Source organism: Massilia antarctica (assembly GCF_015689335.1).
GTDB lineage: Bacteria > Pseudomonadota > Gammaproteobacteria > Burkholderiales > Burkholderiaceae_D > Telluria_A > Telluria_A antarctica.
This window is the reverse complement of record NZ_CP065053.1, coordinates 3,081,863-3,103,640: the sequence shown is the minus strand read 5'-3', so window position 1 is coordinate 3,103,640 and position 21,778 is coordinate 3,081,863. Positions and strand designations below refer to the sequence as shown.

Annotated in this window: 20 protein-coding genes and 1 other RNA gene; 1 reads left to right on the top strand and 20 read right to left on the bottom strand. The window is 64.5% G+C overall.

The window, feature by feature from the left end; translation table 11 throughout:
- Positions 1-6 precede the first annotated feature (6 nt).
- Positions 7-471, top strand: a complete 465-nt coding sequence (locus tag IV454_RS14045; RefSeq protein WP_082692401.1) for a DciA family protein — start codon at positions 7-9, stop codon at positions 469-471.
- Between the two features lie 180 nt (positions 472-651).
- Here IV454_RS14045 and lpxC read toward each other — a convergent pair whose 3' ends face one another.
- The 20 genes from lpxC to rnpB form a co-directional block, all read right to left on the bottom strand.
- Entirely contained in the window at positions 652-1,587 is a 936-nt protein-coding gene (gene lpxC, locus IV454_RS14040) for a UDP-3-O-acyl-N-acetylglucosamine deacetylase (protein ID WP_206091940.1), read from the bottom strand.
- Between the two features lie 43 nt (positions 1,588-1,630).
- Positions 1,631-2,509, bottom strand: a complete 879-nt coding sequence (locus IV454_RS14035) for a DMT family transporter (protein ID WP_229522237.1) — start codon at positions 2,507-2,509, stop codon at positions 1,631-1,633.
- On the bottom strand, positions 2,509-2,958 hold the full coding sequence (locus IV454_RS14030; RefSeq protein WP_206091939.1) for a GNAT family N-acetyltransferase: 450 nt from the start codon (positions 2,956-2,958) through the stop codon (positions 2,509-2,511). The genes IV454_RS14035 and IV454_RS14030 overlap by 1 nt, the downstream gene beginning before the upstream one ends.
- A 58-nt stretch (positions 2,959-3,016) precedes the next feature.
- The gene (locus IV454_RS14025) at positions 3,017-3,523 is read right to left on the bottom strand and encodes a peroxiredoxin (protein WP_126074515.1); all 507 of its coding nucleotides are present in this window, start codon (positions 3,521-3,523) and stop codon (positions 3,017-3,019) included.
- A gap of 164 nt (positions 3,524-3,687) precedes the next feature.
- Positions 3,688-4,890: a cell division protein FtsZ gene (ftsZ, locus tag IV454_RS14020; protein WP_054266461.1), complete on the bottom strand. Its 1,203-nt coding sequence runs from the start codon at positions 4,888-4,890 to the stop codon at positions 3,688-3,690.
- Between the two features lie 130 nt (positions 4,891-5,020).
- Complete coding sequence (gene ftsA / locus IV454_RS14015) at positions 5,021-6,253, bottom strand: cell division protein FtsA (RefSeq protein WP_054266460.1); 1,233 nt, start codon at positions 6,251-6,253, stop codon at positions 5,021-5,023.
- A 10-nt stretch (positions 6,254-6,263) separates the two neighbouring features.
- Complete coding sequence (locus IV454_RS14010) at positions 6,264-7,103, bottom strand: cell division protein FtsQ/DivIB (RefSeq protein WP_206091938.1); 840 nt, start codon at positions 7,101-7,103, stop codon at positions 6,264-6,266.
- 7 nt (positions 7,104-7,110) lie between these two features.
- Entirely contained in the window at positions 7,111-8,085 is a 975-nt protein-coding gene (locus tag IV454_RS14005; protein ID WP_370663780.1) for a D-alanine--D-alanine ligase, read from the bottom strand.
- Positions 8,082-9,473: a UDP-N-acetylmuramate--L-alanine ligase gene (murC, locus tag IV454_RS14000; RefSeq protein ID WP_206091936.1), complete on the bottom strand. Its 1,392-nt coding sequence runs from the start codon at positions 9,471-9,473 to the stop codon at positions 8,082-8,084. Before murC ends, IV454_RS14005 begins: the two co-directional genes overlap by 4 nt.
- The gene (murG, locus tag IV454_RS13995; RefSeq protein WP_229522236.1) at positions 9,470-10,567 is read right to left on the bottom strand and encodes an undecaprenyldiphospho-muramoylpentapeptide beta-N-acetylglucosaminyltransferase; all 1,098 of its coding nucleotides are present in this window, start codon (positions 10,565-10,567) and stop codon (positions 9,470-9,472) included. Before murG ends, murC begins: the two co-directional genes overlap by 4 nt.
- Positions 10,564-11,775, bottom strand: a complete 1,212-nt coding sequence (ftsW, locus tag IV454_RS13990; RefSeq protein WP_206091935.1) for a putative lipid II flippase FtsW — start codon at positions 11,773-11,775, stop codon at positions 10,564-10,566. Before ftsW ends, murG begins: the two co-directional genes overlap by 4 nt.
- Positions 11,775-13,298 (bottom strand): UDP-N-acetylmuramoyl-L-alanine--D-glutamate ligase, encoded by a 1,524-nt coding sequence (gene murD / locus IV454_RS13985; RefSeq protein WP_206091934.1) that lies wholly within the window; start codon positions 13,296-13,298, stop codon positions 11,775-11,777. Before murD ends, ftsW begins: the two co-directional genes overlap by 1 nt.
- On the bottom strand, positions 13,298-14,467 hold the full coding sequence (gene mraY, locus IV454_RS13980) for a phospho-N-acetylmuramoyl-pentapeptide-transferase (protein ID WP_206091933.1): 1,170 nt from the start codon (positions 14,465-14,467) through the stop codon (positions 13,298-13,300). The genes murD and mraY overlap by 1 nt, the downstream gene beginning before the upstream one ends.
- Before the next feature lies 1 nt (position 14,468).
- Positions 14,469-15,854, bottom strand: a complete 1,386-nt coding sequence (locus IV454_RS13975) for a UDP-N-acetylmuramoyl-tripeptide--D-alanyl-D-alanine ligase (RefSeq protein ID WP_206091932.1) — start codon at positions 15,852-15,854, stop codon at positions 14,469-14,471.
- Complete coding sequence (locus IV454_RS13970; protein WP_206091931.1) at positions 15,854-17,395, bottom strand: UDP-N-acetylmuramoyl-L-alanyl-D-glutamate--2,6-diaminopimelate ligase; 1,542 nt, start codon at positions 17,393-17,395, stop codon at positions 15,854-15,856. The genes IV454_RS13975 and IV454_RS13970 overlap by 1 nt, the downstream gene beginning before the upstream one ends.
- Complete coding sequence (locus IV454_RS13965) at positions 17,395-19,179, bottom strand: peptidoglycan D,D-transpeptidase FtsI family protein (RefSeq protein WP_206091930.1); 1,785 nt, start codon at positions 19,177-19,179, stop codon at positions 17,395-17,397. The genes IV454_RS13970 and IV454_RS13965 overlap by 1 nt, the downstream gene beginning before the upstream one ends.
- Complete coding sequence (ftsL, locus tag IV454_RS13960) at positions 19,176-19,448, bottom strand: cell division protein FtsL (RefSeq protein WP_054266449.1); 273 nt, start codon at positions 19,446-19,448, stop codon at positions 19,176-19,178. The genes IV454_RS13965 and ftsL overlap by 4 nt, the downstream gene beginning before the upstream one ends.
- Positions 19,445-20,407 (bottom strand): 16S rRNA (cytosine(1402)-N(4))-methyltransferase RsmH, encoded by a 963-nt coding sequence (gene rsmH / locus IV454_RS13955; protein WP_206092669.1) that lies wholly within the window; start codon positions 20,405-20,407, stop codon positions 19,445-19,447. The genes ftsL and rsmH overlap by 4 nt, the downstream gene beginning before the upstream one ends.
- A 12-nt stretch (positions 20,408-20,419) precedes the next feature.
- Entirely contained in the window at positions 20,420-20,848 is a 429-nt protein-coding gene (gene mraZ / locus IV454_RS13950) for a division/cell wall cluster transcriptional repressor MraZ (protein WP_054266448.1), read from the bottom strand.
- Positions 20,849-21,385: 537 nt separating this feature from the next.
- An RNA gene (rnpB, locus tag IV454_RS13945) (RNase P RNA component class A) lies at positions 21,386-21,738 on the bottom strand.
- Between the last annotated feature and the right edge of the window lie 40 nt (positions 21,739-21,778).

Genomic DNA, 21,778 nt, shown 5'->3' with positions numbered 1-21,778 from the left:
CGGCTTATGCATATCTACGGAACCAAGACGCGCCGCACCTCGATCGTCGCTACCGATTTTCTCAAGCGTAACGACAAGATGGCGGCCCTGCTGCCGACGGCGATGCGCATGGCCAGCCTGCAGAGCGACTGCGCCAAGGCGCTGCCGCCGATGTTCGGCAACTGCGACGTGCTCTCGTTCGAAGACGCGCGCCTGGTGCTGGCCGTGCCCAGTTCGGCCGTCGCGGCCAAGCTCAAACAGCAACTGCCCAAGCTGCAGGGCGCCCTGCAAAAGCGCGGCTGGCATATCGACGAGATCAAATTGAAAGTGCAGGTCACGCGCAGTATCGCGCCGGTGGTGCACACGCATCAGCTGATTTTGCCCGGCACGGCGCGCTCGGCGTTCGAGGCGCTGGGCGACGCCCTGCCCAAGACAAAGGCCAACGCCACCCTGATCGCCGCCGTCAAGGCGATGGCGGCGCGCCAGCGCTAGGCGACGATGGATTTAAGACGGTGCGTTTAACAGAGCGGCCACCAGCCCCGAAACCGTCGCCCCCGCGCAGGCGGGGGCCCAAGTTCGATGCGTAGCAAGCGGCTGCTGAAAACTTGGATCCCCGGCGAGGGCCGCCTTGGCGCGGGGACGACGGTTTTCAGGTAAGCGCTCACTCGGTTTTCAGGTCAGCGCCCACTCGCGCGCCATCTGGCGCACATACGAGGGCGGCGCACTGCCGGGCGTCTCGAACGCCACGATTTCGTAGGCATCCGGATGCTTGAGCAATTCAAGCAGCAGCAGGTTGTTGAGCGCATGGCCCGACTTGTGCGCCTCGTAGCCGGCCAGCAGCGGGTGCCCGACCAGGTACAAGTCGCCGATCGCGTCGAGGATCTTGTGGCGCACGAACTCGTCGTCGTAGCGCAGGCCATCCGAATTGAGGATGCGGTACTCGTCCATCACGATCGCGTTTTCGAGCGACCCGCCGCGCGCCAGGCCCATGCCGCGCAGGCTTTCCACATCCTGCATGAAGCCGAAGGTGCGCGCGCGGGCCACGTCGTGCACGTACGAGACGTCGCCGAAGTCGACAAACGCGCGCTGGGTCGTGCCGTCGACCGCCGGATGGTTGAATTCAATGAAAAAATCGAGCTTGAAACCGTCGTACGGGGTCAGGCGCGCCCATTTTTCGTTGGCGCCGCTGCCCTGGCGTACCTCCACGTCTTTCAGCACGCGGATGAATTTTTTCGCCGCGCCCTGCTCCTGCACACCCGCCTGTTGCAGCAAAAAGACAAACGACGAGGCCGAGCCGTCCATGATCGGAATCTCTTCGGCCGACACGTCCACGTACAGATTGTCGATCCCGAGCCCGGCGCAGGCCGACATCAGGTGCTCCACCGTCGACACGCGCGCATCGTCCTTGACCAGCACCGACGCCATGCGGGTGTCGCCCACCACGCCTGCGCTGGCGGGAAACTCCACCACCGGGTCGAGGTCGACGCGGCGAAACACGATGCCGACATCGATCGCGGCCGGGCGCAGGGTCAGTTCGACCTTGGTCCCGGAGTGCAGCCCCACGCCGATGGTGCGCACCAGTTGTTTGACGGTTCTTTGTTTTAACATCCGGCGATTATAGCGAACTTGATGGGTCAGCGCTGCCGGGCGTCTAGGGGTGCTCGGCCTGCGCATGCGCGCGCTCGTGGCGCACCAGATAGATGCCGCTGCCGATGATGATGGCCGCGCCGATCAGGGTGTAGCGGTCGGGCAGGGTACGCCACAGCAGCCAGTCCAGCGCCACGCCCCAGGCCAGCCCCGAATACTCGAACGGCGCCACGCGCGAGGCCTCGCCCGAATTGAACGCTTCGGTGATCGCCAGCTGGCCCAAAAATCCCGTCAGGGCCAGGCCGCACAACAGCCAGAAATCCTGGGCGCGCAGCGCCACCCAGTTGGGCGCGGCCAAGGCCGACGCACCGATGGCCAGGAACACCATCAGCCACAACACCATGTGCTCGGCGCGGTCGGTGCGCCCGACGAGGCGCGAGGCAATCGCCGACACCGCGTAGCAGGTGGCCGCGCCCAGCACCGCCAGCCCGCCCAGGGTCAGCATGCCGGTCCCGCTCGGGCGCAGCACCACCAGCACCCCGCCCATGCCGACTGCGATGGCGATCCAGCGCGCCAGGTCGACCGACTCCTTCAGGAACACCACCGACAGCGCGGTAATGAGGGCCGGGGCAATGAAGAAGATCGAATACGCTTCGGCCAGCGACAGCTTGCGCAGGCCGAAGGCAAACAGGGCCAGCATCGTGATGCTCAAGCCGGCGCGCAGCAGATGCATCGGCCAGCGCACCTGCAGCGCCGTGCCGAACGCGCCGCGCCAGCCGACATAGGCAAACACCAGCGGCAGCGACGACAGCCCGCGCATGGCAGCCACCTGCAGCGCCGGATAATGCGCCGACAGCAGCTTGAGCGCCGTGTCCATCAGCGAAAACATGACCACCGCGATCAGCATCGCGTAGATAGCGCGCAGGTTGCCTTTGCCAGCCATCAGAGGCGCTTGACCATGAACAGGCTCAGAGGATCGGGCTGATAGTCGCCGAACGGCGCGCAGCGGATAAAGCCGTCGCGCTCATACAAGCCGATGGCTTCGGGCTGGCTGATGCCGGTTTCGAGCATCAGCGACGGCAAGCCAGCTGCCCTGGCGCGCTGCGCGATCTCGGCCAGCAGCCTGCCGCCCACGCCCTTGCCGCGCGAGGCCGGGTCGACATACATGCGTTTGACTTCGCCGTAGCCGCCACGGTCGACATAGGCGCCGCAGCCGAGTGCGCGGCCGTCAGGGTCGCGCGCGACCAGGAACACCACATCGGATTGGGTCAGCGAGTCGACCTCCATCAAATGGTTGCTCTCGGCGGGATACAGATCGGCACAATACGCGTCCAGCCGTTCGAGCATGGCGATGATATCGGGCTGGCGCGGGGTTTCGGTTTGAATATGCATGGCGATATAAAAAACGGCGCCGCGGCGCCGTTTTTGCGGAAATGGTTACGGGTTGGTTTTAAGCGACTTGCTTGAGCAAGGTTTCGGCATTCGACACTTCGAACGCACCGCCCTGCTCCACGTTGAGCTGCTTGACGACGCCGTCGTCGACCAGCAGCGAGTAGCGCTGCGAGCGCGTGCCCATGCCGAACTTGGAGAAGTCCGCATCCAGGCCCAGTGCCTTGCTGTAGGCGGCGTTACCGTCGGCCATCATGCGCACGATGCCGGTGGCTTTCTGGTCGCGGCCCCAGGCGCCCATGACGAAAGCGTCATTGACCGAGATGCACCAGATTTCATCGACGCCCTTGGCTTTGAGTTCGTCGGCCAGCTTGACGTAGCCCGGCACGTGCTGTGCGGAGCAGGTCGGGGTGTAGGCGCCCGGCAGGCCGAAGATCGCGATCTTCTTGCCCTTGACCAGATCAGCTACCTGGAAAGTGTTCGGGCCGAGCGAGCAGCCTTCGGTTTCGGTCTCGACGAATTCAGAGAGGGTACCTTCAGGCAGGCGGTCGCCGATTTTAATAGTCATTCGAGGCTCCATGGTATGAGGTTGATAAGACGGTTAGTATGCCTGATCCTGTCCGACCTTGCAGGCCGGCGCCTCCCTGGCGCGCGGTCGTGCCGTCCGCGCGCGGAAAAAACGGCGTAAAAAAAGCCGGGGATCGCCCCGGCTTTTTCAACGATAGCGGCCGTTTAATCGGCTTGCTTGCGCAGGAAGGCCGGAATGTCGTAGGTTTCCACGCCATTGCGCTGCATCGCCTGCACCTGCTCGGAGGCCTGCTCGCGGCGCCACACAGCTGGCTGCTTCATGCCTTCCATCGCATGGCCGCTGGCCGCGCCGGCACCCATCGACACGCCCACGGTGGCACCCGCGCCGCCCGACATCATCGGACCGTTGTGGGTACCGGTGCGCAGCATCGGCTGCTGCACCAGCTGCATGGCCTTCTTGGCCTTGCCCAGGCCGGTCGCCACCACGGTCACGCGGATGTCGTCGCCCATGTCGTCGTCGTACGCGATACCCTGCGCGATCGATGCATCCGGCGCCGCGAACGCGCGCACCGCCGCCATGACTTCCTTGATCTCTTTACCCTTGAGACCACGGCTGGCGGTCACGTTGACCAGCACCCCGCGCGCGCCCGACAGGTCGATCCCGTCGAGCAGCGGCGACGCGACTGCCTGCTCGGCCGCGATACGGGCGCGATCGACGCCGCTGGCGGTCGCGGTGCCCATCATGGCCTTGCCCTGCTCGCCCATGATGGTCTTGACGTCGTTGAAGTCGACGTTGATGTGGCCCGGCACGTTGATGATCTCGGCGATACCGGCCACCGCGTTGTTGAGCACATCATCGGCGTGGCGCATCCACTCGATCATGCTTTCGTCTTCGTAGATCTCTTCCAGCTTTTCGTTGAGGATGATGATCAGCGAATCGACGTGCTGCGACAATTCTTCGAGCCCGCTTTCGGCCACGTCCATGCACTTCTGGCCTTCGTACGAGAACGGTTTCGACACCACGGCCACCGTCAGCGCGCCGAGCGACTTGGCGATTTCCGCCACGATGGGTGCTGCGCCGGTACCGGTGCCGCCGCCCATGCCGGCCGCGATGAAGACCATGTGCGCGCCGCGCAGCGCGTCTTCGATGCGCGCGCGCGATTCTTCGGCCAGCTGGCGGCCGACGGTCGGCTTCATGCCGGCGCCCAGGCCCGACTCGCCGATCTGGATGATGTTGTGGGCGCTCGACGCGGCCAGTGCCTGCGAATCGGTATTGGCCGCGATGAATTCAACGCCCGACACACCTTTGTTGATCATGTGCTGAACCGCATTGCCACCTGCTCCGCCGACGCCGACGACCTTGATGACGGTTCCTAGTGCTGCGTTATCGACCATATCAAACTCCATGATGAACTCCTAATCAAAGTGCGGTTTCCAAGCGCCAGGACTCATAGTCGTATGAAACCTGGAGGTTGAAAACTGCGTTAACCGTTAAATAACAAGTACCCGTGTGCGATGTATTCCAAACCGTGCCGACTTAAAAATTCCCTAAAAACCATTCCTTCATGCGCTGCCAGACCGCCTTCACCGAGCCATCCTGGCGTGTGACGATATGCCCGCGCAGATACTGCTTCTTCGCTTCGAGCAGCAGCCCGAGCACGGTCGCGTAGCGCGGACTGCGCACCACGTCGGCCAGCTGGCCGCGATAATCCGGCGTGCCAAGGCGCGCCGGCTTGAGGAAGATATCTTCCGCCATTTCGACCATGCCGGGCATGATCGCGGTGCCGCCGGTGAGCACGATGCCCGACGAGAGCACGCCCTCGTAGCCCGACTCGCGCACCACCTGGTGCACCATCGCAAACAACTCTTCGACCCTCGGCTCGATCACCGCCGCCAGCGCCTGGCGCGACAGGTTGCGCGGACCGCGGTCGCCCAGCCCCGGCACTTCGAGCGACTCATGCGGGTCGGCCAGCACCTGCTTGGCCACGCCATAGCGGATCTTGATCTCTTCGGCCTCGGAAGTGGGCGTGCGCAGCGCCATGGCGATGTCATTGGTGATCTGGTCGCCGGCGATCGGGATGACCGCCGTGTGCCGGATCGCGCCGTCGGAGAACACCGCAATGTCGGTGGTGCCCCCGCCAATGTCGATCAGCACCACGCCCAGTTCCTTCTCGTCGAGTGTGAGCACCGCGTCGGCCGACGCCATCGGCTGCAGAATCAGGTCCGACACTTCAAGGCCGCAGCGGCGCACGCACTTTACAATGTTTTGCACGGCTGATACCGCACCGGTGACGATATGCACCCGCACTTCCAGGCGGATGCCGCTCATGCCGATCGGTTCGCGCACGTCTTCCTGGCTGTCGACGATGAATTCCTGCGGCACCGTGTGCAGCAGCTGCTGGTCGGTCGGGATATTGACCGCCTTGGCCGTTTCGATCACGCGCGCCACGTCGGTGGCCGTCACTTCCTTGTCCTTGATCGCGACCATGCCGCTCGAATTGAACGAGCGGATATGGCTGCCGGCGATGCCCGCGTACACATTGCGGATTTTGCAGTCGGCCATCAGCTCCGCTTCTTCGAGCGCGCGCTGGATCGATTCGACGGTCGCCTCGATATTGACGACCACCCCTTTTTTCAGTCCGCGCGACTCGTGCTGACCCAGCCCGATCACCTCGTGGCGCCCGTCGGACATCACCTCGGCCACCACGGCCACCACTTTCGAGGTACCGATATCGAGGCCGACGATCAGGTTTTTCGCGTCTTTTGTCATGTGCTGTCGCCTACTGTCTTTGCTTTATCTTGCTGCTGGTTGATCTGCTGTTCGGTTTTACTGCTTTTCTTACTGCCGCCTTCACAGGCTTGTGCGGATCGCTTGGCAGCACCAGGGCGGCGGCGGAAAGCGCCAGGCCGTTCTGATACCGCATGTCGATCGTGTCGATCCCGTCCTGCAGGCGACTGGCCAGTTGCGGATAAATCCCCACCAGCCGCTGCACCCGCTTTTTCAAGGTCGTCTTGTCCTGCTCCCGCCCCAGCGCCACGCTCATGCCGTTATCGAGTTTCACGGTCCACGCGTAACGGCTCGACAGGTCCAGCTTTTCCGGCACCAGCGCGACCGGCGCAAACAGCGTGCGCAACTCCAGGAACCGCGCCAGCACTTCCTTCTCGCTGCCTTCCGGGCCATCGAGCTCCGGCAGCGGATGATCCTCGTCCGCCTCGGCCAGGTTGGCGGTAAACACATCGCCCTTGACCGACAGCAGGCGCCCATCCTCGCCCCAGGTGCCGAGCGCCTCGTGCTCCTCGACTTCCACGATCAGCTGGTCCGGCCATTCGCGCCGCACCTCGGCCCGCCTGACCCAGGGTACCGTTTCGAAAGCGGTGCGCACCTGTTCCAGGTTGGTCGTGAAAAAATTACCCTTGATGCGGCCCACCACGCCGGCGCGCAAGGTCAGCTTGTTCACATGCTTCAGTTCCATCCCATACACGCTGTCGACCCGCACCGTGCGCAGGGTGAACATCGGCAGCTGCGACAACCACCACACGGCCGACGCGAGGCAGGCGATCACCACCGCGGCCATCAGGCCGCTCGCGCTTGCATTCAAAGCTCGTACGTCATGCCACATTACTGTATTAACCCTGGCCCTGGGCCATTTTCAAGCGTGCCGAACGAACAATCTCGACGCACAGGTCTTCGTAGCTGATGCCCAGCGCGCGCGCCGCCATCGGCACGAGCGAGTGGCCGGTCATGCCCGGCGAGGTATTGACCTCGATCAGGAACGGCTTGTTGTCGCTGGCGCGCAGCAAAACATCGACCCTGCCCCAGCCTTCGCAATCGACGGCGCGGTAGGCTTCCACCGCCAGGCGCGCCACTTCCGCGCTGGTCGCTTCGTCCAACGCCGCCGGACATACATACTTGGTATCGTCCGTAAAATACTTGTTCTGGTAATCGTAATTACCGTCCGGGGCCACGATTTCGACGATCGGCAGCGCGCGCGCATTGGCGCCGCGCCCCAGCACCGCCACCGTCAGTTCGCGCCCGGTGACGAATTCCTCGGCCAGCACCACTTCATCGAAGCCGGCCGCCACGTCGTAGGCCGCCTTGAATTCGGCGGCGGCGCGCACCTTGGTGATGCCCATGCTCGAACCTTCGTGGGGCGGCTTGACGATCAGCGGCAGGCCAAGCTGCGCCACCGCCTGGGCCAGGTCGGTATCGGCGCCCAAGGCCGCGTAGCGCGGGGTCGGCAGGCCGTGCATCAGCCAGATCATCTTGGTGTAGATCTTGTCCATGGCGATCGCGCACGCCATCACGCCGCTGCCGGTGTAGGGAATGCCGAGCTGTTCGAGTGCGCCCTGCAGGGTGCCGTCTTCGCCGAAGCGGCCGTGCAGCGCGATGAACACGCGGTCGAATTCCTCGGCCGCCAGTTCGGTGATGCCGCGCTGGCCCGTGTCGAACGGATGGGCGTCGATGCCCTTGCTGCGCAACGCCGCGAGCACGCCGGTGCCGGACATGATCGATACGTCGCGTTCGGCCGAGCGGCCGCCGAACAGCACGCCAACCTTGCCCAGTGCGGCCGCGTCGCCGGAATTAAATTCGCTCATGCTCATGCCTCCACAGGGGTAGTCAGTTTATTCGGAATGCCGCTGATCGAGCCGGCGCCCATGGTGATGACAACGTCGCCGTCGCGCACCACGTTCATGATGGCAGCCGGCATGTCGGCGATCGCTTCGACAAAAATCGGCTCGATTTTCCCGCCCACGCGCAGCGCATGCGCCAGCGCGCGGCCATCGGCGGCCACCACGTGCGCTTCGCCGGCGGCATACACTTCGGACAACAGCAGCACGTCCGGGGTGCCCAGCACCTTGACGAAGTCTTCGAACAGGTCGCGCGTGCGCGAATAGCGGTGCGGCTGGAACGCCAGCACGATGCGGCGGCCCGGGTAGGCGCCGCGCGCGGCGGCCAGGGTCACTTCCGTCTCGACCGGGTGGTGGCCGAAATCGTCCACCAGCGCGAAGCTGCCGCCGCCCGGAATACTGACGTCGCCGTAGCGGGTGAAGCGCCGCCCCACGCCGTGGAACTCCGCCAGGCCCTGCTGGGTCGCACTGTCGTCGATGCCGATTTCGCGCGCGATGGCAATCGCCGAACAGGCATTCTGCACATTATGCATGCCGGGCTGGTTGAGGATGAACTGTGTATCCGGATAGCCTTCCTGGATTACCGTGAAATGCATCTGCAGGCCGATGGCGCTGGCATTGACCGCGCGCACCTGGGCCGCTTCGGAAAAGCCGTAGGTGGTGATCGGCTTGGTCACGAACGGAATGATGTCGCGCACATGCTGGTCGTCAATGCACAGCATCACACGGCCGTAGAACGGCAGGCGATGGGTGAAGTGCACGAAGGCCTGCTTGAGCTTTTCGAAATCGTGCTCGTAGGTTTCCATGTGATCGGCGTCGATGTTGGTGATCACTTCGATCATCGGCGACAGGTTCAGGAACGAGGCGTCCGATTCGTCGGCTTCGGCCACGATGTATTCGCCGGTCCCCAGCTTGGCGTTGGCGCCGGCGCTATTGAGACGGCCGCCGATGACGAAGGTCGGATCGAGCCCGCCCTGGGCCAGCACCGAAGCCACCAGGCTGGTGGTGGTGGTCTTGCCGTGGGTGCCGGCGATGGCGATGCCGCGCTTCAAGCGCATCAATTCACCGAGCATAATCGCGCGCGGCACAATGGGAATCTGCGCTGCGCGCGCCGCCACCACTTCCGGATTGTCGTCTTTGACGGCGGTCGAGGTGACCACGGCGTCGGCGCCGAGGATATTGTCGGCGGCGTGGCCGAGCATGACCTGCGCGCCCAGGCTGGCCAGGCGCTGGCTGGCCGCGTTGCTGCCCAGGTCCGAGCCGGACACGCTGTAGCCGAGGTTCAGCAGCACTTCGGCGATGCCGCTCATGCCGCTGCCGCCGATGCCGACGAAGTGAATGTTCTTGATTTTATGTTTCATGTTCTTGTTTCAATTCTGTCTGTCGATCCTGCCAGTTGTTCGAGTACATCCGCGATTGCTTCATTGGCGTTGCGCTTGCCGACCGCCAGCGCGGCCAACGCCATGGCGAGGCAGGTATCGCGGCCCAGCCCTTGCAGCAGCTGCGCCACGCGCTGCGCGCTCAATTCCGTTTGCGGCAAATGGATTGCCGCCTTCTGCTTTTCCATCCACTGCGCGTTGTCGCGCTGGTGGCTGGTGGTGCTGGCCACGAACGGCACCAGCACGCTGGCCACCCCCGCCGCCGTCAGTTCCGACACGGTGATCGCACCGGCGCGGCAGATCACCACGTCGGCCGCGGCGTAGGCGCCGGCCATGTCGTCGATGAAGTCGACCACGTCGGCCGTCACGCCGGCCCTGGCATACGCCTCGCGCAGCGCATCGATATTCTTCTTGCCCGACTGGTGAGTCACGTGCGGGCGCTGATCTTGCGGCAGCAGCGCCAGCGCGGCCGGCACGCTGTCGTTCAAGACCTTGGCACCCAGGCTGCCGCCGACCACCAGGATGCGCAGCGCGCCACTGCGGCCGTCGAAACGCTGCGGCGGCGGCGTCATGGCCAGGATTTCCTTGCGCACCGGGTTGCCGGTGACGATGGCCTTGGCGGCGGCGCTGCCGAAATCGGCGGGAAAGCCGAACATCACTTTGCTGGCCAGGGGCGCCAGCGTCTTGTTCGACAACAGCAGCGCGGCATCGGCATTGACCAGCGCCAGCGGCACGCCGGCAAAGCGCGCCATCATGCCGCCGGGGACGCAGACGTAGCCGCCCATGCCGAGCACCACGTCCGGCTTGCGCTGCTTGATGAAGCGGCGGCATGCCACGAAACTGGCCGCCATCTTGAAGGCGCCGGTCACGCTGTGCTTCAAGCCCTTGCCGCGCATGCCGGAAAAATCGATGCTGTCGATGGCGATGCCGTTCCTGGGCACGAGGTCCTGCTCCATGCCGTGCGAGGTGCCGAGCCAGCTCACGTCCCAGCCACGCTGGCGCATGGTCTGCGCGATCGCGATCCCCGGGAAAATATGCCCGCCGGTGCCGGCCGCCATGATCATCAAACGCTTCATGGCCGTCCCCCCCTCATCAACACACGGTTCTCATAATCGATACGCAGCAAAATCGCCAGCCCGACGCAGTTGATCAACACGCCCGAGCCGCCGTAACTCATCAACGGCAAGGTCAGTCCCTTGGTTGGCAGCAGGCCCAGGTTCACACCCATGTTAATAAAGGTCTGCACGCCGATCCAGATGCCGATGCCCTTGGCGACCAGGCCGGCGAAGGTCTGGTCGATGGCGATGGCCTGGCGTCCGATGTCGAAGGCGCGCTTGACCAGCCAGTAGAACATGGCGATGACGACCAATACCCCGGCCAGGCCCAGTTCCTCGCCGATGACGGCCATCAGGAAGTCGGTGTGCGCTTCGGGCAGGTAATGCAGCTTTTCGACGCTGGCGCCCAGGCCCACGCCGAACCATTCGCCACGGCCGAAGGCGATCAGCGAGTGCGTCAGCTGGTAGGCCTTGTCGAGCGCATTGCCCTCTTTCCACGGGTCCAGGTAGGCGAACATGCGCGCGCGCCGGAATGGCGAAAACACGATGATAGCGGTGAAAATGGCGACCAGCAGCGCGCCGATGCCGCCGAACCAGACGGCGTTGATCCCGCCCAAAAACAGGATGCCCATGGCGATGCAGACGATCACGCCGAACGCGCCCAGGTCGGGTTCGAGCAGCAGCAACAGACCCACCAGGCCGATCGCACCGGCCATCGGCAGGAAGCCCTTGGTCAGCTTGTGCATGTATTCCTGCTTGCGCACCGTGTAATCGGCGGCGTACAGCACGGCCGCGATTTTCATCACTTCCGACGGCTGCAGCTTGAACAGTTTCAGGTCCAGCCAGCGCTGCGCGCCGTTGACCGAAAAGCCCACGTGCTTGACCAGCACCAGTGCCAGCAGCGCCAGGCTGGCGACAAACAAGGCGGAGGCGTAGCGCTGCCAGGTGGCGACCGGAATGCGGAACACGAAAAACCCGGCCAGCATCGAGACCATGATAAAAATCGCCTGGCGTTGCAGAAAGTAGGTGGTTTTGTAGTTCGCGTACTTGGGCGAATCGGGCAGCGCGATCGAGGCCGAGTACACCATCACCATCCCGAACAGCATCAGCAGCACGGTGACCCAGACCAGCAGCTGGTCGTATTCCATCATTTTCGACGGGCGTGTGCGGTCCCCGGACAAAGTGTCCGAAGCCGAGCCGGCGAAGGAGAATGGAAACTGGAAGGCCATCAGATGTCCTGTCCTTTGTCGAGCGCCAGTTCGCGCACGGCGTCGACGAACACCTGGGCGCGATGCGCGTAACCGGTAAACATATCGAAGCTGGCGCAGGCAGGCGAGAGCAGCACGCAATCGCCGGCCTGCGCCAGCGCGCTGGCGCGCCGTACCGCTTCAGGCAGGGTCGCGCAATCGATCAACTCGACGCCGGACGGCTCGATGGCGGCGCGCAGCAGCGGCGCATCGCGCCCGATCAGCACCGCCGCGCGCACATAGCGCGAGCACGGTTCGGCCAGCGGCTCGAACTCCTGGCCCTTGCCGTCGCCGCCGGCGATGAGCACGATTTTCTGCGATTCGCCGCCGAAGGCCTTGCCCAAGCCGACCAAGGCGGCCACGGTGGCGCCCACGTTGGTACCCTTGCTGTCGTCGTAGTAATCGATTGTGTCGATGGCGGCCACCAGTTCGACCCGGTGCGGTTCGCCCTGGTAGTCGCGCAGGCCGTGCAGCAGCGGCGCGAACGGCAGGCCGATGGCGCGGCACAGGGCCAGCGCGGCCAGCGCGTTGGTGGCGTTGTGCAAGCCGCGAATGCGCAGCGCGTCGGCCGGCATCAGGCGGCTGATCGTGCACGGCACCACCTCAAGCGGTTCATTTTTCTTGCGCTTCTTCTCGCTCTCTTCCCCGGCCACGGCCACGGTCAGCCACAGCACGCCGCGTTCGTTGTGCAGGCCGAAGCTGTCGGCTTTTTTCGGTTCGCCGGTGCCGAAGGTGCGCACGTCGGCGCCCGGCGCGGCCATGCGCGCGACAAGCGGGTCGTCGCGATTGAGCACGCGCACCGTCGATGGTCCGAAGATGCGTTCCTTGTCAGCGCCGTAGGCGGCCATGTCGCCGTGCCAGTCCAGGTGATCCTGGGTGAGGTTGAGTACCGTGGCGGCATCGGCGCGCAGGCTGAACGTCGAATGCAGCTGGAAGCTGGACAGCTCCAGGATCCAGGCTTGCGGCAGCGCGGTCTGATCGAGCACTTCCTGGTCCAGCACTTCGCGCAGCACGTCCAGCGCCGCCGGGCTGATATTGCCGGCCACGCGGGTCGACAGGCCGGCGCGCTGGCACAGCAAACCGGTCAGGCTGGTGACGGTGGTCTTGCCGTTGGTGCCGGTAATGGCGATGACTTTCGGCGCGTAGCCCCGTTCTTCCCTGAGCGCGGCCAGGGCCTGGGCGAATAGTTCGATCTCGCCCCACACCGGAATGGCGCGCGTCCCGGCGGCCGGCACGATGGCGGCCAGTTCGCGCGCGGGCGCCAGGCCCGGGCTGACGGCCACGAAGTCGATGGTGTCGAGCAGCGCTTCGGTGAGTTCGCCGCCGATGAATTCGGCGCCCGGCAGCACATCGCGCAACGCTTGCAGGCGTTGCGGGGCCTCGCGCGTGTCGGCCACGCGCACGCGCGCGCCGCAGCGCGCCAGCCACTGCGCCATCGCCAGGCCGGATTCGCCCAGCCCGAGGACCAGGGCGTGCTTGCCGGCGTATTGTTCGAGGTGGTTCATCAGCGCAGCTTCAGGGTAGAGAGGCCGACCAGCACCAGCATCATCGTGATGATCCAGAAACGCACGACGACCTGGGTCTCGTTCCAGCCTTTTTGTTCGAAATGGTGGTGCAGGGGCGCCATCAGGAACACGCGGCGCCCGGTGCCGTAACGCTTCTTGGTGTACTTGAACCAGCTGACCTGGATGATCACCGAGACCGTTTCGGCCACGAACACGCCGCCCATGATGAACAGGACGATCTCCTGGCGCACGATGACGGCGATGGTGCCGAGCGCGCCGCCCAGCGCCAGCGCGCCGACGTCGCCCATGAACATCTGGGCCGGATGCGCGTTATACCAGAGGAAGGCAAGGCCCGCGCCGGCCATCGCGCCGCAGAAAATCAGCAGTTCGCCCGCGCCCGGAATGTGCGGGATGAACAGGTATTTCGAGTAGGTGGCGCTGCCGGTCAGGTAGGCGAACAGGCCCAGGGCCGAGCCGACCATCACGGTCGGCATGATGGCCAGGCCATCGAGGCCGTCGGTGAAGTTGACCGCATTGCTGGTGCCGACGATGACGCAGTAGGTCAGCGCGATGAAGCCCCATACGCCGAGCGGATAGCTGATGGTTTTCACGAACGGAACGATCAGGTCGGCCTTGGGCGGCAGGTCGAGCGAAAAGCCCGACTGCACCCACGCATAGAACAGGTCCCATACCTTGCCCGGGGTGGGCGCCGATACCGAGAACGCCAGGTACAGCGATGCGGCGATGCCGATCAGGGACATCCAGAAGTATTTTTCGCCCGAGCGCATGCCTTCCGGGTCCTGGTACACCACCTTGCGGTAGTCGTCGGCCCAGCCGATGGCCCCGAAACCGAGGGTGACCACCAGCACCGGCCACACCAGGCGGTTCGACAGGTCGCACCACAGCAGGGTCGAGACGCCGATGGCGATCAGGATCAGCACACCGCCCATGGTCGGGGTGCCGTGTTTTTTCAGGTGCGTCTGCGGGCCGTCCTGGCGCACGGCCTGGCCGACCTTGAGCGCGGTGAGTTTGCGGATCACGGCGGGACCGGCGACGAGGCCGATCAGCACCGCCGTGATGGTGGCGAACACCGCGCGGAAGGTAATGAAATTGAAGATTCGCAGAGGACCGAGTTCATCCTGGAACATTTGTGCGAGCCAGAGCAGCATGTTAGTGGGCTTCCTTACTTGTGTTATGTGATCCGACCAGATGAGCGACGACCCGTTCCATCTTCATGAAACGCGAGCCCTTCACCAGTACAGTTGCGTCAGATGTGCCGCCCAATTGAGTATCGAGTGCCGCCAATAATTCGTCGAACTGCGTGTAATGCCGTGCGCCCGACGCAGCCATGTGGCGCGTCAGTTCGCCGGTGACGAGCACCGTGTCGACCCCGCGCGCGGCCGCGTAGGCGCCGATTTCTTCGTGAAACTCGCGTCCCTGCGTGCCGACTTCGCCCATGTCGCCCAGTACCAGGATGCGCGGCTGGCCGGCCTGCGCCAGCACGTCGATGGCGGCGCGCACCGAATCCGGATTGGCGTTGTAGGTGTCGTCGATGACGGTGGCGCCGCAGGCAGCCTGCTTGCGCTGCAGGCGGCCGCTGACCGGCTCGAACGCGGCCAGGCCGCGCGCCACGACGTCGGGGGCGACGCCGGCGGCCATGGTGCAGGCGATCGCCGCGAGCGCGTTGCGCACATTGTGCAGGCCGGCCGCGGCCAGCTTGACGTTGAAAGTGCGCAGCGGCGCGCCGTCAATGCGCACAGTCACATCGAGTTCGCTGCCGAAATCGGCGGCGCGCTGCACGCAGCTCACGTTCGATGCGGCGTCCAGGCCAAAAGTGATCGTGCGGCGGCCGGCGCTAATGCCCTGCCACAGCGGCGTGTATTCGTCGTCGCCCGGGAACACGGCCACGCCGTCTTGCGCCAGACCGGCCAGCACGGCGCCGTTTTCGCGCGCGACCGCTTCGACGGTGTGCATGAATTCCTGGTGTTCGCGCTGGGCGTTGTTGACCAGGCCAATGGTCGGCGCGGCGATGGCGGCCAGGCGCGCGATTTCGCCCGGGTGGTTCATCCCCAGTTCGATCACGGCCGCCTTGTGCGCGGCGCTCAAGCGCATCAAGGTGAGCGGCACGCCGATTTCGTTATTCAGGTTGCCGCGCGTGGCCAGGCGCGTTTCCTCCGACAGGCCGGCCGCCAGGATCGCGGCGATCATTTCCTTGACCGTGGTCTTGCCGTTGCTGCCGGTGACGCCGATCACGGGAAGGTCGAACTGCGCGCGCCAGTGATGGGCGATGCGGCCCAAGGCCACGAGCGTGTCGGGCACCACGATGGCCGGCAAGGTCCAGCCTTGCGGCAGGCTGTCCACCACCACGGCAACGGCGCCGGCAGCGGCCACCTGCGCCAGGAAATCGTGGGCGTCGAAGGTCTCGCCGCGCAGGGCGACGAACAGCGCGCCGGCGCCGGCGCTGCGGCTGTCGGTCGACACGCTGTCGAAAGAAGCGTCGGCCGTCATGCGCGCGCCAGGAATGGCCGCGACCAGTTGTGCGAGCGTGCCGCGCATCAGTTAGTCCTCATCATGGTCACGCGCGCGGCCAGCGCCAGCGCGGCGTGGTCGGCATCGGAAAACGGCATCTTGCGGCCCTTGATTTCCTGGTATGGCTCGTGGCCTTTACCGGCCAGCAGGATCACGTCCGGCTTGGCCGCATGCTTGATGGCCGACAGGATCGCGGCGGCGCGGTCTTCGATCGCCTGGAAGCGCGACGTCGGATGGGCCGTGTCCATGCCCGCGACGATCTGGGCGATGATGGCGGCCGGCTCTTCGCTGCGCGGATTGTCGCTGGTGACCAGCACGTGCTCGGCGATCTGCGAGATGGCGCCCATCTGCGGGCGTTTGCCCGGATCGCGGTCGCCGCCGCAGCCGAACACGCACCACAGCTGGCCGCCGCGTTCGTGCGCGACCTGACGCAGCGCGCCCAGGGTTTGCTCCAGCGCGTCCGGCGTGTGGGCGTAGTCGATGACCACCATCGGCGCGTCCTGGCCGCCGATCTGCTGCATGCGGCCGGGGGCCGGCGTGAGTGCTTCGATCGTGTCGAGCGCCGCGCGCAGGGCCACGCCCTTGGCCAGCAGCGCGCCCAGTACCGCCAGCGCGTTGCTGATATTGAAGTGGCCGACCAGGCGCGTCTTGACCTGGGCGCTGCCGAGCGGCGAATCGAGATGGAATTCCGTGCCCGCATGGCGGCTGCGGAACTGCGAGGCGCGCAGCATGGTCACGCCGGCGATGTCGGGCTGGGATGCCGCGTCGCGCAGGGTGTAGCCGGTCACGGATGGTGCGCCGCCAGGCTGGGATGTCAGGTGGTTGACCAGGCGTTGTCCGGCCGGGTCGTCGAGGTTAAGCACTGCTGTTTTCAATCCTGGCCACGCAAACAGCTTGGCCTTCGCCGCTTCGTAGCATTCCATGGTGCCGTGATAATCGAGGTGGTCGCGCGTCAGGTTGGTGAACAGCGCAACGTCAAAATGCATGCCCAGGGTACGGCCTTGTCCGAGCCCGATGGAGCTTACCTCAATCGCGAGCGCGGTGGCGCCCGCGTCGCGCACGGCGGCGAGTTTTTCGGCCAACAGCACGGCGTCCGGGGTGGTGTAGCCGGTGACGTCGTATTCGACCTCGCCGCGGCCGTTGAACAGGCCCACGCCCAGGGTGCCGATGACGGCGGCCGTCTCGCCCAGGCGCGCAAAGGCCTGGCCGAGCCAGACCGCGCACGAGGTCTTGCCGTTGGTGCCGGTCACGCCGACGGTAAACATGGCCGTGTCGGGCATCTTGTAGCAGGCGTGCGCGATCGGGCCGGCGTGCGCTTTCAGGTCGGCCACGGCCAGGTGCGGCACGCTCCAGGCGTCCAGCCAGGCGAAATCGCGCTCGTCGTAGACCACGGCGGCGGCGCCCTGCGCGATGGCCTGGGCGATGTAGGCACGGCCGTCGGCGGCGTCGCCCGGGTAGGCGAAGAACACATCGCCCGGCTTGATCCGGCGCGAGTCGGACACCAGCTTCGCACCGGGCGCCGTTTGAGCGATCCAGTCACAGACCTGTTGCGGATTCAAAGACGGCATTACATAACCTCCCCGGAGCCATCGTTCGGCGCGACGATTTCAGTCACGTCCGAATCGGGCGGAATATTGAGCGCGCGCAGCGCGTTGGCGGCCAGCGCGGCAAAGGTCGGCGCCGCCACCGTGCCGCCGAAGTGGGCGATGGTGGTCGGTTCATCGATCATGACGGCGATGATGAAACGCGGGTTCGACATCGGCACCATGCCGACAAAACTGCCGATATACTTGCGCGGCATGGCGTACTTGCCGTTCTCGACCTTGTACGCGGTGCCGGTCTTGCCGCCCACGCGGTAGCCGGGAACCTGCGCCAGCTTGGCGGTGCCATGCTCGCCCGAGACCACTCTTTCGAGCATTTCGCGCATGTCGCGCGCGGTTTTCGGCTTGATGATCTGGCGCCCGACCGGCGGCTCCGTCACCTTCTGGAACGACAGCGGAATGGTGTCGCCGTCGCGCGCGAACATCATGTAGCCGCGCGCCAGTTGCAGCAGCGAAACCGAGATGCCGTTCCCGTAGCTCATGGTGGCCTGTTCGACCGGGCGCCACGATTTATACGGACGCACCCGCCCCGCCACCGCGCCCGGAAAGCCGAACTTGGGCTGCTGGCCGAAACCGACTTCGGTAAACATCTCCCACATTTCGCGCGCCGGCATCGATAGCGCCAGCTTGGAGGTGCCGATATTGGACGACATCTCGACGATTTCGGCGACCGTGATCACGCCGTGCGCCTTGGTGTCGGAAATCGGCGCGCCGTTGATCACGAAGCGCCCGGCACCGGTATCGATGCGGGTGTTGGGCGTGACCCTTCCGCTGTCGAGCGCCAGCGCCACCGTGAATGGCTTCAGGGTCGAACCCGGCTCGAAGGTATCGGTGATGACGCGGTTGCGCAGCTGCGCGCCGGTCAGGCCCTTGCGGTCGTTCGGGTCGTAGGTCGGCCAGTTGGCCAGCGCCAGCACTTCGCCGGTTTTCACGTCCAGCACCACGGCGGCGCCGGCCTTGGCCTTGAACTTGGCCACGGCTTCCTTCACCTGCGAATAGGCGATGTACTGCAATTTGCTGTCGACCGACAGGCTCAGGTCGCGGCCGTCGTGCGGCTCTTTCGACAGGCCCACGTCTTCGACGATCTGGCCCAGGCGGTCCTTGATCACGCGGCGGCTGCCGGTGGTGCCGACCAGGGTCTTTTGCTGGGCCAGTTCCATGCTTTCCTGGCCGACGTCTTCGACATTGGTGAAACCGACCAGGTGGGTCACGATTTCGCCCTGCGGATAATAGCGCTTGTATTCCTTGCGCGTGTCCAGGCCCTTGATGCCCAGTTTGGCGATCTGGTCGATCACCGGCATTTCCACCTGGCGCTTGAGGTAGACGAAGGTACGGTCGGAATCGAGTTTTTTGCGCAGCTCGGCTTCGCTCATCTTGAGCAGCGCCGCCAGGGCGCGCAGCTTTTCCGGCGGCGATTCGAGCACGTCTTCGGGAATGGCCCATACCGCCTTGACCGGCACCGAGGAAGCCAGCACCTGGCCGTTGCGGTCGAGGATGCGCCCGCGCGTGGCGGGCAGCTCGATGGTGCGCTCGTAGCGGTTCTTGCCCTGGCCCTGGAGGAAATCTTCGGTCACGGTTTGCAGCCACATGGCGCGCCCCGCCAGCGCAACGAAGGAGGCGAACAGTACGAACAGCACGACGCGCGAACGCCAGGTCGGCAGGCTAACCGCCAGGACCGGGCTTTTCGAGAACGATACGCCTTTCGAGGCCGCCACTCGCGCCCCCGCCGCACCATTGCCACCGCGTTTCATTGCTCCCCTTCCGTCAGGTACTGCGTGCGCGCCGGAGTCAGCGGCGTCATGTCAAGCTTGTCGCGCGCGATCTGTTCGATGCGCGCATTGGTGCCCAGGGTCGACTGGTCCAGCTGCAATTGCGACCAGTCGATGTCGAGCTGGCGCGATTGTTGTTCGAGTTTGCCCAGTTCGATGAACAGATTGCGCGCCTGGAACTGGGCGTTGACCAGCGACAGCGCGCAGCCGACCAGCAGCGCGGCGAGCACCATGTTGATTTTCCCGTTCACGGCGCGCTCCGGTCCGGCAGGCGTTCGGCCACCCGCATCACCGCCGAGCGGGAGCGCGGATTGCCGTTGATTTCCAGGTCGGACGGCTTCATCTTGGTCACCAGCTTCATGAGCGGCTGCGGCAGGTCGACCGCGCGGATCGGCAGGCGGCGGTCGGGCTGCTCGACCTTGACCTTGCTGGCCAGGAACTGCTTGACCATGCGGTCTTCCAGCGAATGGAAGCTGATCACGGCCATGCGCGCGCCGGGCGCCAGCATGGCGTAAGCCGCGCTCAAGCCTGCTTCAAGGTCTTCAAGCTCTTTATTGATGAAAATCCGGATAGCCTGAAAGGTCCGGGTGGCCGGATCCTTGCCCTTCTCGCGGGTTTTGACCGCGTTTGCCACGATGCCGGCAAGCTGTCGTGTGCTTGAAATTGGTTCGACTGCCCGGCGAGCAACAATCGCCTTTGCAATCTGAAAAGCAAACCGTTCTTCCCCATAATCGCGAATGACCCTTTCCAATTGTTGTTCAGTCTCCGTGGCCAGCCACTCGGCGGCGGAAACGCCGCGCGTGGTGTCCATGCGCATATCGAGCGGACCGTCGTTGCGGAAGCTGAATCCGCGCGCGGCATCGTCCACCTGGGGCGAGGAAATGCCCAGGTCGAGCAGGATGCCGTCGACCCGCGCCACGCCGCGCGCGGCCATGGCTTGCTGCATGGTGGCGAAACTGTCGTGCACGATCTCGAAGCGCGGGTCGACGATCTGGCCCGCCGTGGCGATCGCCTGCAAGTCCTTGTCGAAGGCGAACAGGCGCCCGTTCGGCCCCAGGCGCGACAGGATCAGGCGACTGTGTCCGCCGCGACCGAAGGTCCCGTCTATATAGATGCCATCGGCACGCGCACCCGTCAGATCGAGCGCATCGACCGCTTCGTCCAGCAACACCGTCCGGTGCTGAAATTCCGGCACCGCCACCACATTCATCATCGGCGCGCCTTAGAAAGAGAAATTAGATAAGACATCGGGCATGCCACCGGCGACGGCGGCTTGCTCGTCCTCGGCCAGCTTGGCGGCATCCCAGATCTCGAAATGGCTGCCCATGCCCAGCAGCATGACTTCGCGGGTCAAGCCCACGGCGCTGCGCAACTCGGGGGAAATGAGGATGCGGCCGGCGGAATCGAGCTCGACATCGCAAGCGTTGCCGAGGAAGATGCGTTGCCACGCGCGGGCCGACATCGGCCAAGCGGCAATCTGCTCGCGGTGCGATTCCCACACCGGACGCGGAAAAAACAGCAGGCACCCGTGCGGGTGGCGGGTAAGCGTGAGGCGGCCTTCGCACTGGACTGCGAGTGCGTCGCGATGCTTGGCGGGAATGGACATCCTGCCTTTCGCATCGAGATTGATTGCGGACGCGCCTTGAAACACGAGTTACCTACTTGGAAAAGTTATTATGAAGTCGGTGTTTTGGCGCCAGGAGCATCTTTTCTCTCCCACAAAACTACACTTTTTCACACAGTTGCCCACTTTAGAGGAAGCCATCTGGACGGTCAAGCGCTTTCAATCGTGCTAAAAGGGAATTTTGTTAATGAAGTCAAGGACTTAGCGCATTACCTTGAAGGATCTTCAAAGTAAAATATGTCGAAAAATTAGAGACTTAGCCAAGACAGTGAATGTTCAACCTCATCTATACACATGGGTTTGCGAGACACAACAAAGCTTAAAATAATTACATCTGCTTACTTTTACGCAACGGATGAGTAAATTGTCCGGCGCGGACGAGGGAGTGTGGTAGTGGATCGGTTCAGGAGGCAGCCGTGCGGCCGGAATCGCTTGCGCTGCTGTGCCATAAGGCACTCCAGGGGAGTGGAAACCGGCACATAATGCGGGGGAAATGACAACCTTGCGCCGCCCCGCCGGGACGGTGGAGAGGCCTTGCACGGCGCCTTGCGCGCCGAATATTCAATGTGAAGCAGGCCGATAGGCCGGATTTTGTTACGGCGACTACCCTTGCAGGCATTCGCTATGACAGCCATTCCTCTAGGCGCCGAATTACTCCGGCGCTCAAGCTCCCTACCCGCACGCTCCGCGAGCCGCCTCAACGCGTGCCTATTTGGGATTGCTCCAGGTGGAGGTTACCGCGTTTCACCGTAACTTAATACGCTCGTCTCTGTGGCCCTATTCCTCGCCTTATACTCCCCGGCTTGCGCCGGTCGGCTTTCAGCGGACGGCCATTAACCGTCACCCTGCTCTATGGAGTCCGGACCTTCCTCCCGCCGACGCATTACGCGCCAGCCAGCGACTGTCTGGCCTGCTTCACCCCGCCATTGTACCGCGCCCCGGCCCTTCAGGACAAAG

Excerpts from the sequence above, each read along its gene's own strand:
- IV454_RS14045 (WP_082692401.1), top strand. The coding sequence starts at position 7 with ATGCATATCTACGGAACCAAGACGCGCCGCACCTCGATCGTCGCTACC.
- lpxC (WP_206091940.1), bottom strand. The coding sequence starts at position 1,587 with ATGTTAAAACAAAGAACCGTCAAACAACTGGTGCGCACCATCGGCGTG.
- IV454_RS14035 (WP_229522237.1), bottom strand. The coding sequence starts at position 2,509 with ATGGCTGGCAAAGGCAACCTGCGCGCTATCTACGCGATGCTGATCGCG.
- IV454_RS14030 (WP_206091939.1), bottom strand. The coding sequence starts at position 2,958 with ATGCATATTCAAACCGAAACCCCGCGCCAGCCCGATATCATCGCCATG.
- IV454_RS14025 (WP_126074515.1), bottom strand. The coding sequence starts at position 3,523 with ATGACTATTAAAATCGGCGACCGCCTGCCTGAAGGTACCCTCTCTGAA.
- ftsZ (WP_054266461.1), bottom strand. The coding sequence starts at position 4,890 with ATGGAGTTTGATATGGTCGATAACGCAGCACTAGGAACCGTCATCAAG.
- ftsA (WP_054266460.1), bottom strand. The coding sequence starts at position 6,253 with ATGACAAAAGACGCGAAAAACCTGATCGTCGGCCTCGATATCGGTACC.
- IV454_RS14010 (WP_206091938.1), bottom strand. The coding sequence starts at position 7,103 with ATGTGGCATGACGTACGAGCTTTGAATGCAAGCGCGAGCGGCCTGATG.
- IV454_RS14005 (WP_370663780.1), bottom strand. The coding sequence starts at position 8,085 with ATGAGCATGAGCGAATTTAATTCCGGCGACGCGGCCGCACTGGGCAAG.
- murC (WP_206091936.1), bottom strand. The coding sequence starts at position 9,473 with ATGAAACATAAAATCAAGAACATTCACTTCGTCGGCATCGGCGGCAGC.
- murG (WP_229522236.1), bottom strand. The coding sequence starts at position 10,567 with ATGAAGCGTTTGATGATCATGGCGGCCGGCACCGGCGGGCATATTTTC.
- ftsW (WP_206091935.1), bottom strand. The coding sequence starts at position 11,775 with ATGGCCTTCCAGTTTCCATTCTCCTTCGCCGGCTCGGCTTCGGACACT.
- murD (WP_206091934.1), bottom strand. The coding sequence starts at position 13,298 with ATGAACCACCTCGAACAATACGCCGGCAAGCACGCCCTGGTCCTCGGG.
- mraY (WP_206091933.1), bottom strand. The coding sequence starts at position 14,467 with ATGCTGCTCTGGCTCGCACAAATGTTCCAGGATGAACTCGGTCCTCTG.
- IV454_RS13975 (WP_206091932.1), bottom strand. The coding sequence starts at position 15,854 with ATGCGCGGCACGCTCGCACAACTGGTCGCGGCCATTCCTGGCGCGCGC.
- IV454_RS13970 (WP_206091931.1), bottom strand. The coding sequence starts at position 17,395 with ATGCCGTCTTTGAATCCGCAACAGGTCTGTGACTGGATCGCTCAAACG.
- IV454_RS13965 (WP_206091930.1), bottom strand. The coding sequence starts at position 19,179 with ATGAAACGCGGTGGCAATGGTGCGGCGGGGGCGCGAGTGGCGGCCTCG.
- rsmH (WP_206092669.1), bottom strand. The coding sequence starts at position 20,407 with ATGAATGTGGTGGCGGTGCCGGAATTTCAGCACCGGACGGTGTTGCTG.